Source organism: Desulfovibrio faecalis (genome assembly GCF_053570625.1).
On sequence record NZ_JBRBQR010000001.1, the window covers coordinates 3,063,851 to 3,077,578 of the forward strand.

General features: G+C 60.8%; 11 protein-coding genes. 6 read left to right on the top strand and 5 right to left on the bottom strand.

Annotated elements, in window-relative coordinates; all coding sequences use genetic code 11:
* Positions 1–194: 194 nt before the first annotated feature.
* The 5 genes from gcvPB to ACUZ79_RS13590 all read right to left on the bottom strand — a co-directional run bounded on the left by gcvPB (position 195) and on the right by ACUZ79_RS13590 (position 5,842).
* Entirely contained in the window at positions 195–1,643 is a 1,449-nt protein-coding gene (gene gcvPB / locus ACUZ79_RS13570; protein ID WP_449251913.1) for an aminomethyl-transferring glycine dehydrogenase subunit GcvPB, read from the bottom strand.
* Positions 1,640–2,971, bottom strand: a complete 1,332-nt coding sequence (gene gcvPA, locus ACUZ79_RS13575; protein ID WP_240824900.1) for an aminomethyl-transferring glycine dehydrogenase subunit GcvPA — start codon at positions 2,969–2,971, stop codon at positions 1,640–1,642. Before gcvPA ends, gcvPB begins: the two co-directional genes overlap by 4 nt.
* A 229-nt stretch (positions 2,972–3,200) precedes the next feature.
* Complete coding sequence (gene gcvH / locus ACUZ79_RS13580) at positions 3,201–3,587, bottom strand: glycine cleavage system protein GcvH (protein ID WP_022659599.1); 387 nt, start codon at positions 3,585–3,587, stop codon at positions 3,201–3,203.
* A 97-nt stretch (positions 3,588–3,684) separates the two neighbouring features.
* Positions 3,685–4,767: a glycine cleavage system aminomethyltransferase GcvT gene (gcvT, locus tag ACUZ79_RS13585; RefSeq protein ID WP_449251914.1), complete on the bottom strand. Its 1,083-nt coding sequence runs from the start codon at positions 4,765–4,767 to the stop codon at positions 3,685–3,687.
* 241 nt (positions 4,768–5,008) lie between these two features.
* Positions 5,009–5,842, bottom strand: a complete 834-nt coding sequence (locus tag ACUZ79_RS13590) for a TatD family hydrolase (RefSeq protein ID WP_449251915.1) — start codon at positions 5,840–5,842, stop codon at positions 5,009–5,011.
* A 168-nt stretch (positions 5,843–6,010) separates the two neighbouring features.
* On the opposite strand from ACUZ79_RS13590, the gene ACUZ79_RS13595 reads away from it, so the two are divergent.
* The 6 genes from ACUZ79_RS13595 to ACUZ79_RS13620 are packed head-to-tail and all read left to right on the top strand — an operon-like array spanning position 6,011 to position 13,719.
* Positions 6,011–6,967: a UDP-glucuronic acid decarboxylase family protein gene (locus ACUZ79_RS13595; RefSeq protein WP_240824896.1), complete on the top strand. Its 957-nt coding sequence runs from the start codon at positions 6,011–6,013 to the stop codon at positions 6,965–6,967.
* A gap of 14 nt (positions 6,968–6,981) precedes the next feature.
* Positions 6,982–9,042 carry a proton-conducting transporter transmembrane domain-containing protein gene (locus ACUZ79_RS13600; RefSeq protein WP_449251916.1) on the top strand — a complete coding sequence of 687 codons (2,061 nt, stop codon included), beginning with the start codon at positions 6,982–6,984 and terminating at the stop codon, positions 9,040–9,042.
* A complete protein-coding gene (locus tag ACUZ79_RS13605) occupies positions 9,039–9,986 on the top strand; it encodes a respiratory chain complex I subunit 1 family protein (protein ID WP_240824894.1) in 948 nt (315 codons plus the stop codon). The genes ACUZ79_RS13600 and ACUZ79_RS13605 overlap by 4 nt, the downstream gene beginning before the upstream one ends.
* Complete coding sequence (locus ACUZ79_RS13610) at positions 9,983–10,606, top strand: hydrogenase-4 component E (RefSeq protein ID WP_240824893.1); 624 nt, start codon at positions 9,983–9,985, stop codon at positions 10,604–10,606. Before ACUZ79_RS13605 ends, ACUZ79_RS13610 begins: the two co-directional genes overlap by 4 nt.
* Positions 10,607–10,615: 9 nt before the next feature.
* A complete protein-coding gene (locus tag ACUZ79_RS13615) occupies positions 10,616–12,112 on the top strand; it encodes a proton-conducting transporter transmembrane domain-containing protein (protein ID WP_449251917.1) in 1,497 nt (498 codons plus the stop codon).
* Positions 12,113–12,171: 59 nt separating this feature from the next.
* A complete protein-coding gene (locus tag ACUZ79_RS13620) occupies positions 12,172–13,719 on the top strand; it encodes a hydrogenase large subunit (RefSeq protein WP_449251918.1) in 1,548 nt (515 codons plus the stop codon).
* Positions 13,720–13,728 lie beyond the last annotated feature (9 nt).

The window sequence follows — 13,728 nt, forward strand, 5'->3', positions numbered from 1 at the left end:
AGGCGTCCCAAACTTCGCTGGAGGCTGAACCCTGTGCCCGAAGGGTAGCAATGCTACAAATATCCCCCACCAGCAACGACAAAAAACAGGCCTCAGCATCAGCCAAGGCCCGTTATAAAAGTTTTTGCGGGGATGGGGGTTTGGGGGCAGGGGCGCTTTTTTCAAAAAGCGCCCCTGCCCCCATCAGTTTTTACCTACCCCATATCTTCCGTCAGCACCATCTGACGCGCAGCGGCGGTTTCGTCCAGACGGCGCACGGGCAGATTGGTGGGCAGCTCCTGAAGAGACTGGGGATCAGCCTTGCCCGTGAGGATAATTTCCTGCAGGGCTTCCACGTAACCGTCCAGGGTTTCCTTGCTTTCCGTTTCCGTGGGTTCGGCCATGAGGCACTCGTGCACGATGAGCGGGAAATAGATGGTGGGCGCGTGGATGCCGCGTTGCAACAGGGCCTTGGCGATATCCAGCGCACGCAGTCCCTCGGGTGCGGACGCCACAAATTCGTGCGCGCAGAAACGATCCTTGAAGGGAATCTCCAGCACTTTCTCAAGCTTTTTCTTGAGGTAGTTGGCGTTGAGCACCGCGTATTCAGATGCGCGGGTGAGCCCTTCGCCGCCGAGGCGAAGCATATAGGCCAGGGCTTTGATAACCACGCCAAAACTGCCGTAGAAGGGGCCGATGGGGCCGATGGTCTGCGGCAGATTGTAATCGAGGAAGAAACGGCCATCAGGGTGCTTTGCCACGCGCGGGGCGGGCATAAAGGGCAGCAGACGGTCAGTGACACCCACAGGGCCAGCGCCGGGGCCGCCGCCGCCATGCGGGGTAGCAAGGGTTTTGTGCACGTTGAGGTGCACCACGTCAAAGCCCACATCGCCCATGCGCATCTTGCCCATGATGGCGTTCATGTTCGCGCCATCGTAGTACAGCAGGGCATCGACCTTGCGCAGTTCCGCCACGATGCGGGGCAGGTGCACTTCCATGAGGCCGAGGGTGTTGGGGCAGGTCATCATAAGGCCCGCCACATCTTCGCCGTGTTCGGCAATGGCCGCCACGATGGCTTCGGGATCCACCATGCCGTCGCGCGATTCGATATTGATGGTGTCAAATCCTGCAAGGGCGGCGGAGGCAGGGTTGGTGCCGTGGGCCGCATCGGGAATGAGCATCTTTTTACGGTTGCGTCCCTTGGCCTTATGATAGGCGGCAATAAGCTTGACGCCGGTGAACTCGCCGTTGGCCCCGGCCATGGGCTGGAAGGTGAAGGCCTTCATGCCCGTGAGTTCGCAGAGCAAATTTTCGGCTTCATACAGGCATTGCAGCGCGCCCTGAGCGCAGTCGGCCCCGCCTTCAAGCTGGGCCATCATGGGGTGCAGGTGGGTAAAGCCCGGCAGCGCCGCCACGTATTCCATGAACTTGGGGTTGTACTTCATGGTGCAGGAGCCAAGGGGATAAAAATTGGCGTCCACGCTGTAGTTGAGCTGCGAGAGCTGGGTGAAGTGGCGCACCACGTCCAGTTCCGAGCATTCGGGCAGACGGGGAGCTTTTTTGCGCAGCAGGTCTGCGGGCAACATGGCCTCAGCCTTGGGGGCGTCGCTGTTCAGGCAGCAGGCAGTGCGCCCAGAAACGGATTTGGCGAAAATGGTTTTCACAACAGACCTCCCATGATTTCGGCCAGCTTGTCTATCTGGGTGCGGTTGTTGGCCTCGGTGCACGAGAGCAGCAGCACGTTTTCCATGCCGGGATAGTGCTTGCCCAGCGGATAGCCGGGCACGACGCCCTTGGGCGTCATGGCCTTGACCACTTCGGCAGCGGGCATGGGCAGGCGTAGGGCCACTTCCGAACCGTAAGGGGCGCTGTTGAGCAGTTCCACGCCCTTGAGGCCGGTAAGGCGTTCAACGGCGTAGCGGGCAAGCGCCATGTTGTTTTCGGCAACCCGGGTGAGGCCCTGCGGGCCAAGCAGGCTCATGTGGATGAGCGAGCGCAGGGCGCAGAGAGCCTGATTGGAGCAGATGTTGGAGGTAGCCTTGGCGCGGCGGATGTGCTGCTCGCGGGCTTGCAGGGTCAGCACGTAGCCGGTTTTGCCGTCCACATCGGTGGTGCGGCCCACAATGCGGCCGGGGAACTGACGGATGTGTTCCTTGCGGCAGGCCATGAGCCCGAGGTAGGGGCCACCGAACGAGAGGTTCATGCCAAGACTCTGGCCTTCGGCCACGGCCACGTCAGCCCCCATTTCACCAGGGGTTTTGAGCACAGACTGCATGACCGGATACACGGAGATGACGCCAAAGGCTTTGTTGGAACGGGCCTTGGCAAACAGGGCCGTGTAGTCCGCCACCGCGCCGAAAAAGTTGGGATTCTGCACGATAACGGCAGCGCAGGTAGCGTCGGTGGCAGCCATGAGGGCGTCCATATCGCTGCAACCATTCTGCTGGGGGACGGTCTTGATTTCCAGATCAAGGCTGGAAACATAGGCCTCCAGCATGGAGCGCCAGATGGGGTTGACGGCTTCGTCCACCACCAGCACGCGGCGGCGCGTGGAGCGCACGGCCATCATGGCGGCTTCAAAAATGGCGGTGCCGCCGTCATACACGGAGGCATTGCCGCAATCCATTTCCATCAGGCGGCTGACGGCGGTCTGGAATTCAAAAATGGCCTGCAGGGTGCCCTGCGAGCATTCTGCCTGGTAGGGCGTGTAGGCGGTGTAAAATTCGCTGCGGCCAGAGAGCGCGTCCACAGCCTTGGGGATGTCGTGATTATAAAAGCCCGCGCCGAGAAAGGACACATGACCGGGGCAGTTTTTGGCTGCCAGCTCTTCAAGGTGTCCGCAGACGGCGGCTTCGCTCTGCCCCTTGGGCAGATCAAAGCTCTGGGGGCGCATGCTGGATGGGATGTCGGAAAAAAGCTCATCCAGACTGCGCACGCCAACTACGGAGAGCATTTCATGCAACTCTTCCGGCGTATGAGGAATGTATGGCATACTAGCTCCTTGCCGCCGGACACGTTGTACCGCTTGTGCGACGGCAGCCGCTGTGAAAGGGACTCCGGCTGGAACCCGCCGTTGTACGACGCTGCTCCAGCCGGTGCGAAAGAAAAAATTTCAGGCTGTTACACACTCGGTGCAAAAGTTTGCCAGCGCGCAGGCAGCCCCAAATCATACAAGGGTAACGTGGTTAAACTGCGCTACCCATGTCACACGGCATGACGGATTAATGCTTTTCGGTGGCGCAATGAGCTTCGTAAGCCGCCGCGTCCAGCAGGCCGCCGGGCTTGTGGGCCAGCTTGACGCGCACAATCCAGCCTTCGCCAAAGGGATCGCTGTTGCAAAGCTCGGGGGTGTTTTCCAGAGCTTCGTTCACGGCTATCACTTCGCCCGAAACGGGAGAAATCAGGTCGCTTGCGGCCTTGACCGATTCCACAGAGCCGAATTCCTTATCTTCAGAAAGCTGATCGCCCACAGGGGGCAGTTCCACGTAGGTGATATCGCCAAGGGATTCCTGGGCAAAGCTGGTGATGCCGATGACGGCCTCGTCCCCTTCAATGCGGGTCCATTCGTGGCTGGTGCTGTACAGAATATCGGCGGGATTGGTAGCCATGTGCAAACTCCTGAAAAATTGGGTTCAATCGTTATAAAAATTACGCTGTTCTGCGGGATGTACCGTGCGATGCGGCCCCCAGAGATCAACGACCGTATCAGGCCAGTTTTTTACGCGCGGTGCCTTCGGTGTAGAACGGCGCTTCAACCCGCGCGGCGGGCAGCTCCGTTCTGGCGGCGCGAACCACAAAATTTTCGGCCCCGGCATGCGCGGCCTTGACCCAGGCAAAGGCGATCACATAACCCAGCGAGGGCGCAAACGAACCGCTGGTCACGTGGCCCACTTCCGTGCCGTCAGCAAGGGCTATCACATCGCCATGGCGGGCGGCGCGGCGGCCGTCAATGCGCAGGGGCACCAGCACTTCGGCAATGTTCTGCGCGCCTTGGCGGCCCACATAATCGGCTGTGCTGGTCATCATGCGGCCCATGCCTGCCTCGGCGGGGCTGTGATTCTCGTCCAGATCGTGCCCATACAGGGGCAGACCAGCCTCAAGGCGCAGGGTATCGCGTGCGCCAAGGCCTATGGGCTTGACGCGTTCATCAGCCAGCAGGGCGCTCCAGAAAGCCTCGGTCACGGAGCTGTCAATGTACAGCTCATAGCCCAGCTCGCCGGTGTAGCCGGTGCGGCTCACCAGCAGGGGCGTACCCTGCCATGTGGTTTCGCGAAAGCCGAAGTAGCCAAGATCATGAAAATTCTGACCCAGCAACTTTTCAAGCACGTCCAGGGATTCCGGCCCCTGAAGGTCGATCTTGCCGGTTTCTGCGGAAATATCGGTCATCTTGACGCTTTGGGGCAGGCGGGAGCGCAGCACGGCAAAGTCGTTGGCGGCGCAGGCTGCGTTGACCACGGCCATAAAGGAATCAGGGCCGAAGCGGTAGATGATGCCGTCGTCCAGCACGCCTCCCTTTTCGTTGAGCAAAAAGCCGTAGCGGCACTTGCCGGGAGCAAGGGTCTGGAGGTTATGGCTCACGGCCTTGCTCAGGGCTTCGTCCGCGCCGGGGCCTTCAATAAGGAACTCACCCATGTGGCAGATGTCAAAAAGGCCTGCATGCTGGCGGGTGTGCTGATGCTCGACAATAATACCCTCATACTGGATGGGCATGAGCCACCCGGCAAAGGGGGCCATTTTTGCGCCATGCGCCTCGTGCCAGGCAGTGAGGGGGGTACGCAGATCCGACATGGAATCTCCTTGAAGTTGGGCAAACAGCTTGCGCTGACGCTATAGAGGACGCGCCGGGGCGGCCTGCCGCAGCAATACGCTGCGGCAGGCCGGACAAAGCACTGAAAATATCTATCAAAAAAATTACCAAGCCACCGTTTCGAGCGGCTTTGGACATGGTATCACTTCTGCCATGTGGACACAAGAACAGACCCGTGCGAGGCCAGCCGCGCGAGCAGGGCTGGCGGGGGTCAGCACCGCATCATTCCTGCGCTGGCAGACCGAAAAACCGGCGGGCATTGTCGCCGCAGGTACGCCAGAGTTCTTCGGGATTTTCTCCCCTCGCTTCGGCCATGGCCCGCACGGTAAACACCGTATAGGACGGTTCGTTGCGTTTGCCGCGCCACGGCAGAGGTGCAAGATAGGGGGCGTCGGTTTCCAGCAGCATACGGTCGGCGGGGATAAGGGCCACGGCCTCGCGCAGGGCCTCATTGGCCTTGTACGTGACAGGGCCGGGAATGGATATGTGCCAGCCGTTGCGCAAGATGCGCCGCGCAATTTCCGGCCCCTGACCAAAACAGTGCCACAAGAGCGGATACCCGGCAAAGCCCTCGGCCTCCAGCGTCATGAGCGTTTCTTCTTCTGCATCGCGGCAGTGAATGACCACCGGACGCTCCACGGCGCGGGCAAGGGCAAGCTGATCGCGCAGAGCCTGATACTGGATTTCCTTCGGGCAATCAGGCCAGTAAAAATCCAGCCCTATTTCGCCCACGGCCTTGAGCCTGGGGTCAGCGGCAAAGGCCGCGCGCATGGTGGCAAGACGCTCCTGTGTACACTTCTGCCCATCACAGGGGTGTACCCCCATAAGAAAAAAAACCTCGGGGTGAGCATCAAAATAGGCCCGGCGGACATGATACTCTTCCGGTCCCAAAAAAACGTTGCCCACCTGGGCAATACCTGCCGCACGGGCGCGTTCAAGCACGGCATCGCGATCCGCATCAAATTCCTGACCATCAAGGTGCGCGTGGCTGTCCACCCCGGCAAGGGGCAGGGCCAGAGTCAGGGGATCAATGCGGACGGCTGATTTTTTCGACATGGTTTACCTCGCGGCCGATACATAGCAACGGGGGGAGGCGAAAGGCAAGGGGCAAGCCTCGGCAGCACCCCCTACACCCAGTCACCATTGCAATGCCCGGACAATGGGGCTATGCTTTTGGGGATTTGCCAGTTTTTACTGGTTTCTTATACTCTTTTCGGGGGAATCATGCATCTCCGCAAACGCATTCTTGTCACCGGCGGTTCCGGGTTTTTAGGTTCGCAACTGTGCGAACGCCTGCTCAACGAAGGGCACGAAGTGCTCTGCGTGGACAATTTCTTTTCCAGCGCCCGCGCCAACGTGGAAGCGCTCATGGATAACCGCAGGTTTGAGCTTATCCGCCACGACGTGACATTTCCCCTCTTTGTAGAGGTGGATGAAATTTATAATCTGGCCTGCCCGGCCTCGCCCATCCATTATCAGCATGACCCGGTGCAGACCATCAAGACCTGCGTTCACGGCGCCATCAATATGCTGGGTCTGGCCAAGAGACTTGGCGCGCGCATTTATCAGGCGTCCACCAGTGAAGTGTACGGCGACCCCGAGATACACCCGCAGCAGGAAAGCTATTGGGGCCATGTGAACCCCAACGGCATCCGCTCCTGCTACGATGAAGGCAAACGCTGCGCCGAAGCACTGTTCTTTGCCTACTGGCGTCAAGGCGGTCTGCCCATCAAGGTGGGACGCATCTTCAATACCTACGGGCCCAAGATGCACCCCAACGATGGTCGCGTGGTCTCCAACTTCATCATTCAGGCGCTCAAGGGCGAACCCATCACCATTTACGGCGATGGCTCCCAGACCCGCTCCTTCTGCTATGTGGATGATCTTGTGGAATGCATGATCCGCTTCATGGCCTCGCCCGATGATTTTGTGGGCCCCATGAACATGGGCAACCCCGGCGAATTCACCATTCGCGAACTGGCGGAAAAGGTCGTGGAAATGATCGGCAGCAAGTCCGTGATTTCTTACGAACCCCTGCCCTGCGACGACCCCAAGCAGCGCAAGCCCGACATCACCCTGGCCCGCGAAAAGCTTGGCTGGGAACCAAAGGTAGCCCTTGAAGAAGGCTTGGTTAAAACCATCGCCTACTTTGAAAAGCAGCTGAAAGACGGCCTGGCGTAGGTATTCCGGCAGTCATGTTCCTTTTTATCACGGCCATCGGCATATTGGCGGCAACAGCCGCCCTGTGCGCACTCTTGGCCGTGCGCCCGCCCTCAAAGGCAACCGGACGCGCGGCCAATGCGGCTGGCGTTATCGGGGCCTTTGCGGGCTGTTTTGTCGGATTGTGCGCTCTTGCTTCCGGCCCCTGGGCCGGGCAGGAGAGCCTGCGCCTGCCTCTGGCCTTGCCCGTGGGTTCCTGCGCCCTGGGCATGGATGCCCTGAGCCGTCTTTTTTTGCTGCCAGTGTTTGGTCTGGGTTTTGTTTGCGCCGCCTCTGGCGGCATTGCCCTACGACATGAAGAACCAGCGCGCCACAACCTTGCGGCGCACTGGTTCTTTTTTCATATGCTCCTGATCGGCCTTGCCCTGGTGATGACCGCGCGCGATGCCGTGCTGTTCATGCTGGCGTGGGAAATCATGTCGCTGGCGCCTTTCTTTCTTATCGATTTCAATGACGGCGACAGCAAGGTGCGCGACGCCTCCTGGGTCTACCTTGTGGCTGCCCACCTGGGCGCTGTGGCCCTCATGGCCTTCTTTACCCTGCTCTGGCAGGTCACGGGCGACACCTCGCTTGACGCCCTCCAAGGCGGGGCTGTGCTTGCACGGGTGCTTGAACAGGCGCAAGGCTATTCCGGCCCCGGCCTGCTCACGGTGCTGTTTGTGCTGGCTCTGGTCGGTTTTGGAGCCAAAGCTGGGCTTGCCCCCCTGCACGTATGGCTGCCCGAGGCGCACCCTGCCGCGCCAAGCCATGTTTCGGCCCTGCTCTCCGGGGCCATGATCAATGCTGGATTTTACGGCATGATCCGTAGCGTGGGCATGTTGGCCCCTGCGGGCGCGGCACCTGAATGGTGGGGCTGGGCACTACTGTTGCTGGGCCTTGCCACGGGCCTCATGGGAATTTTAAAGGCCACGGCCCAAAGCAACCTCAAAAGGCTGCTCGCCTATTCCAGCGTGGAAAACATGGGCCTGATGGTCATGGGGCTGGGTGCCGGGCTTATCGGCCAGAGCTGCGGCAATGCGTGGATTGCTGTTCTGGGATTTTCCGGCGCGCTGCTGCACATGCTCAACCACTCTGCATTCAAGGGGCTGCTCTTCCTGTGCGCAGGCGAAGTGCTGCACGCCACAGGAACCGTGCGCATGCAGCATCTGGGCGGGCTTCAAAAACGTCTGCCCCTGCTTGGCGCGGCCTTTGCCATAGGCGCAGCGGCTATCGCCTGTCTGCCGCCTTTTAACGGATTTGCGGGCGAACTCGTGATGGGCCTTTCCCTGCTGGACGGCCCAGCGCTTTTTGGCGTGGAACGTCAAGTGGGTTTGCTGCTTGCACTGGCGGGCCTTGCCTGCATCAGCGGCCTTGCGGCAGCCCTGTACGCCAAGGCCTACGGCATCGCCTTTCTGGGCGAGCCGCGTTCCGGCTTTGCCGCCAGTGTGCACCCGCTTTCATGGCGCACGCTCTGGCCCCTGGCCCTACCCGCCGCCGTGTGTCTGGCTGGCGGTCTGGCTGCCCCCTGTTTTTTTGATCTGGCAGCAGGTGCGGCGCAAAGCGCCCTGCCCTTGCCTCCGGCATTTCAGAAGGCTGGTTTGGCTGGCTTGACACAGGCGCATACAAGCCTTGCAGCTGTGGCAAAAATCGGCGGAGCCGGCCTTGGACTGACCCTGATTATCCTTTTTGTTCGGCGCTGCCTGCTTAAAAAACGCGCTGTAGAATCCATGCCCACCTGGGGCTGCGGCTTTCAGGGCGGCTCTGCCCGCATCCAGTATACGGACGCGGCTTTCTCCGAACCCACGGCAAAAATATTTGCTCCGGTCATGGGCCTCAAGACACGCCTGCAACTGGATGACGGTCTGTTCCCCACGGGCGGGCAGCTGAACGTCACCGCGCCCGATCGCTTGCGCAGCGGCCTGTTTACACCGCTGTTTACGGCGGTGGAAAACCTGTGCAATGCCTGCAAGGTTATCCAGCACGGCAAAATCCACCTGTATATTCTGTATATTCTCGCCACGCTGGTGGCGCTGCTCGTGTGGGGGCTGCACTCATGAAAGCCGAGCTTGCAGTCTATCTTGCGCAGTTTGCCCTGTCCCTGATTCTGGCCCCCCTGCTGCCCGGCATCATCAACCGGGTCAAGGCCAAATTTGCCGGACGCCACGGTAAGCCCGTGCTACAAACCTACTATGATATCGCCAAACTGCTGCGCAAGGGCGAGGTGATCAGCCGCACATCCACATGGATATTTGCCGCCGCCCCCTCCATATCCCTGGCAGGCGCAATCTGCGCGCTGGCCCTGCTGCCCCTTGGCGGCGCGGTTTCGCCCCTGGCCTTTGCTGGCGACTTTGTGCTGGCCGCCTATCTGCTGGGCATGGGGCGCTTTGCCGTCATGCTGGGCGCGCTGGATACAGGCTCGGCATTTGAAGGCATGGGAGCGAGCCGCGAGGCCACATTCTCCGCCCTTGCGGAACCCGTTCTTTTTCTGGCGCTCATGGTGCTCACCAGCCTGTGCCTCGGTCTTGGGCACGGCACCGAAACAGCATTCAGCCTCTCCACCATGTTTGGCGGGCAGACTGCCGGGGCATGGCTGACAGGCAAGGGCGAGCTGCTGCTCCTGCCCGTGATCTTTTTTGTGCTGCTGCTGGTGGAAAACTGCCGTATCCCGGTGGACGACCCCAACACGCACCTTGAACTGACCATGATCCACGAGGTCATGGTGCTTGACCATTCCGGCCCCAATCTGGCCCTGATACTTTACGGTGCTGCCCTCAAGCTGTGGTTTTTCGCCGCGCTCATTGCGGGCCTCATCACTCCCGCGCTGCCCTTGTGGGAGCAACTGGGCGTGCGTCTTGGCATTGTACTGCTGCTGGCCGTGGTTGTGGGCATTGTGGAATCCATCATGGCCCGCCTGCGCATGGAGCGCGTGCCCTATCTGCTGGGCGCAGCAGCGGGCATGGGCATGCTCACGCTTATTCTGACCCAGGCGAGGTTGCCATGACCACGCTTTTACAGTCCTGCCTTTTCCTTCTGGTATTAAGCAATTTTCTGCTGCTCGGAACGCGCCGCGTTGCGGGTATGACGCGCCTGACTGCCTTTCAGGGCGTTTTGCTGGCAGCCCTGCTGCTGAGCCTTGATCACGCCCTGCTGGCCGGGGCTGTGTTGCTGATCAAGGGCGCGCTGCTGCCCGGTTTGCTGTGGCGCACCCAAAAACGGCTGCCCGCCGATGCCCTGATCTGCCCGGCCCGCCGCGTGGGCTTCGGCGTGCTGGCTGGCATGGCCGGCCTCGTGTTTTCCATCTGGCTGGACGGCAAGCTGGTCATGCCGCTGGGCCTTTATCCGCCCCTGCTGCTGCCAACAGGGCTGACAACGCTGTTTTGCGGCTTTATCCTCATCGTGGGACGCATCAAGGCCATCACACAGGTCATCGGCTATCTGGTGGCGGAAAACGGCATTTTTCTGCTGGGCGTGCCGCTCATGACAGGCGGCACGGTGTGGTTTGAGCTGGCCCTTCTGCTGGACGTTTTCGTGGCCGTGTTTGTTATGGGCATAGCCATCAACCATATCAGCGATTCCTTCGCCTCCATTGACGTGGCGCGGTTCCGCAGCCTCAGGGATTAGGACGAGCGCATGCTGACAGCACTTCTTTTCATCCCCCTGTGCGCAGGCTGCATCATGCTGCTCTGGGGCCGCGCCGTCATCTGCCGACTCGGCCTGCCGCTCACGGCACTGGCGCACACAGCCCTTGCCGCCGCGATTGCCGTCAAGGTCGCGCGCGGAGAAGCCCCTTCAGAGCTTGGCGGGCTGCTGGCCCCAGACGCGCTGGGCGTGCTGTTTCTGATGTTGGCGAGCGTGCTGTTTCTTACCGCGTCGTTCTATGCCGTGCATTACCTGCGGGAAGAAGAACGCATCGGCGAACACACCAACATTCTGGATCACGGGCGCTTCACCAATGCGCCGGAGCGCCGCTTCACAGCCTGTCTGTGCTTTTTTCTCGGGGCCATGACGCTTGTGACCATCACGCCGCACATGGGCGCGCAGTGGGTGGGCATTGAGGCGACCACGCTTTCAAGCGCCCAGCTCATTTATTTTCACCGTCACAAGAGTTCGCTGGAAGCCACCTGGAAGTACCTGATCATATGCTCTGTGGGCATTGCCCTGGCCCTGCTGGGCAACATATTGCTCGCCGTGTCGTTTCACGGTGCGGAAGGCGCCACTGGCGCAGCTGACGGCATGGATCAGGTGGGCTGGTTTGTGCGTAATGCGGGCCTTGCCGAACCCACGTGGCTCAAGGCGGCCTTTGTTTTTCTGCTGGTGGGCTACGGCACCAAGATGGGCCTCGCCCCTCTGCACAACTGGTTGCCCGATGCCCACAGTCAGGCTCCTTCGCTGGTTTCGGCCCTGCTTTCTGGCGCATTGCTCAACTGCGCCATGCTGGGCATGCTGCGCGGGCACCAGATCATGCTGGCTGCAGGGCTTGGCGGGCTTTCGGGCGGCATGCTCATGTTTTTCGGCATTCTTTCGCTCATGACAGCCGCCATCTTTATTGTGGGGCAAGGCCACTACAAGCGCATGCTGGCCTATTCCAGCGTTGAGCACATGGGCATTCTGGCTCTGGGCATAGGCGTGGGCGGTGTGGCTGTGCCCGGCGCAATGCTGCATGCGGTCTGCCATTCACTCACAAAATGCATGCTCTTTCTGCTTTCTGGCAACATCCTTGCCCGCTACCACACCTATTCCAGCTACGACGTACACGGCATGCGCTGGACCATGCCCGCCACGGCGGCACTGTGGACAGCAGGATTTCTGGCTGTAGCCGGATCGCCGCCCTTTGGGCTTTTTGTCAGCGAGCTGCTCATCTTCAAGGGCATGCTGGCAGCAGACCTGCCCTGGCTTTCCGCCGGGTATCTGGTGCTGCTGGCCATAATCTTTGTCGGGCTTTCCGTGTCGGTGCTGCGCATGGTGCAGGGCAACCGCCCCGTGGATCTGCCGCCCGCAAACACCGAGCCAGTGCTGAGCGTCCTGCCGCCGCTGGTGCTGGGGCTGACCGTGCTGACTCTGGGCCTGTGGATTCCTGACTGGCTGTGGAATTTTCTTAACCGCGCCGCTGCGCTCATAGGCGCGTAAGCGCCAAAGGCTGATGCCAAAACCCACCGGGTTTTGCGCTGCCAACGGTGAGAGGGCCGATGCTATTCGATTACCGCGATACCGTGCCGCTGTCGGGCATGCCCCCTGTTTCTGTTGAAGAACTGGGAGCTTTTGTGCGCCGCTACATTGCCGAAGGCTGGCGTCTGCTGGCCCTGTTCGGCCTGCCGGAATCTTCGGACGAAAACGCCCCTGCGGGATTGTGCTGCGTACTGGCTCAGGACAGTTCGCACTATCTGGCCGCCATGCGCACCGCCCCCTTGCAATCCTATGCTTCCATGACGCCCGCCACGCCTCAGACGCATCTGTTTGAACGCGAGATATTTGAACAATGGGGCATACGACCCGAGGGCCATCCCTGGCTCAAAAGTGTGCGCCGCATCCCGGACGCCGCCGAAGCCAATGCCAGAACGCAGGCCGAAGGCGGCTCGCTTGCCGCAGCGCCCGGACAGGCTGCCCAGCCCTATCCCTTCTACAGGGTTGAAGGCGAAGAAATTCATGAGGTTGCCGTTGGCCCCGTACATGCCGGGGTTATTGAGCCGGGGCATTTCCGCTTTCAGTGTCATGGCGAAAATGTGCTGAACCTTGAAATTGCCTTGGGCTATCAACACCGTGGGCTTGAGCGTATGCTTGTGCGCGGCCCTCTTGCCCGCTGTCTGCCCCTGCTGGAATGCGCCGCAGGCGATACAACCATAGGCCATGCCACGGCCCATTGCGTACTGCTTGAGCGCCTTGCGGGCTGCGTGGTCGGCCCGCGCGCTCACCGTCTGCGGCGGGTGGGCCTTGAGCTTGAGCGACTTGCCAACCACACGGGCGACCTTGGGGCCATTGCCGGGGATACGGGCTTTTTGCCGACAGCTTCATGGAATGGCCGCATTCGCGGTGATTTTCTCAACACCACAGCCTGTCTGTGCGGCAACCGGTTTGGCAGGGGGCTGCTGCGCCCCGGCGGCACGGCCTATGATCTTGACGCGGAAGGCTGCGCAGACATGCTCGCACGCATCAAGGCGGCAGGGCGCGATGTGCGCGGCGCTGTGGACGTGATGCTGCACACCGAAAGCGTGCTTGAACGTCTCACGGGCACGGGCTACGTCAGCAGGGAAACTGCCCAGAATCTCGGATTGGTGGGCATGGCCGCGCGATCCTGCGGACTCAAAATTGACGCGCGTTTCCACTTTCCCCTTGCCGACCTGCCCACCAGGGACTGCGCGCCGCGTGTTGAAAACACGGGCGATGTTCTGGCCCGCACCCTCGTACGCAGCAAGGAGATTGACGATTCCCTGCGCCTGCTTGAGGCGGATCTTTCCACCCTCGCCAACCTGCCCCCCCTTGCGGAACGGCCAGACGCAGAGGCCCTTGCGTCCCTTCCGCCCGATACCCTCGCAGTATCGCAGGTTGAGGGCTGGCGCGGCGAAATCTGCCACGTGGCTGTTACCGGGCCTGACGGCAGATTTTTGACCTACAAGGCCATCGATCCTTCGTTCCACAATTGGTCAGGCCTTGCCATGGCCCTGCGCGGCAACCAGATTTCCGACTTCCCGCTCTGCAACAAGAGTTTCAACCTCTCGTACTGCGGACACGATCTGTGAGGCTTTGAC

What these genes read in the sequence shown, in the direction of transcription:
- gcvPA (WP_240824900.1), bottom strand. Translation starts at nt 2,971, where the DNA reads ATGCCATACATTCCTCATACGCCGGAAGAGTTGCATGAAATGCTCTCC.
- gcvH (WP_022659599.1), bottom strand. Translation starts at nt 3,587, where the DNA reads ATGGCTACCAATCCCGCCGATATTCTGTACAGCACCAGCCACGAATGG.
- gcvT (WP_449251914.1), bottom strand. Translation starts at nt 4,767, where the DNA reads ATGTCGGATCTGCGTACCCCCCTCACTGCCTGGCACGAGGCGCATGGC.
- ACUZ79_RS13590 (WP_449251915.1), bottom strand. Translation starts at nt 5,842, where the DNA reads ATGTCGAAAAAATCAGCCGTCCGCATTGATCCCCTGACTCTGGCCCTG.
- ACUZ79_RS13595 (WP_240824896.1), top strand. Translation starts at nt 6,011, where the DNA reads ATGCATCTCCGCAAACGCATTCTTGTCACCGGCGGTTCCGGGTTTTTA.
- ACUZ79_RS13600 (WP_449251916.1), top strand. Translation starts at nt 6,982, where the DNA reads ATGTTCCTTTTTATCACGGCCATCGGCATATTGGCGGCAACAGCCGCC.
- ACUZ79_RS13605 (WP_240824894.1), top strand. Translation starts at nt 9,039, where the DNA reads ATGAAAGCCGAGCTTGCAGTCTATCTTGCGCAGTTTGCCCTGTCCCTG.
- ACUZ79_RS13610 (WP_240824893.1), top strand. Translation starts at nt 9,983, where the DNA reads ATGACCACGCTTTTACAGTCCTGCCTTTTCCTTCTGGTATTAAGCAAT.
- ACUZ79_RS13615 (WP_449251917.1), top strand. Translation starts at nt 10,616, where the DNA reads ATGCTGACAGCACTTCTTTTCATCCCCCTGTGCGCAGGCTGCATCATG.
- ACUZ79_RS13620 (WP_449251918.1), top strand. Translation starts at nt 12,172, where the DNA reads ATGCTATTCGATTACCGCGATACCGTGCCGCTGTCGGGCATGCCCCCT.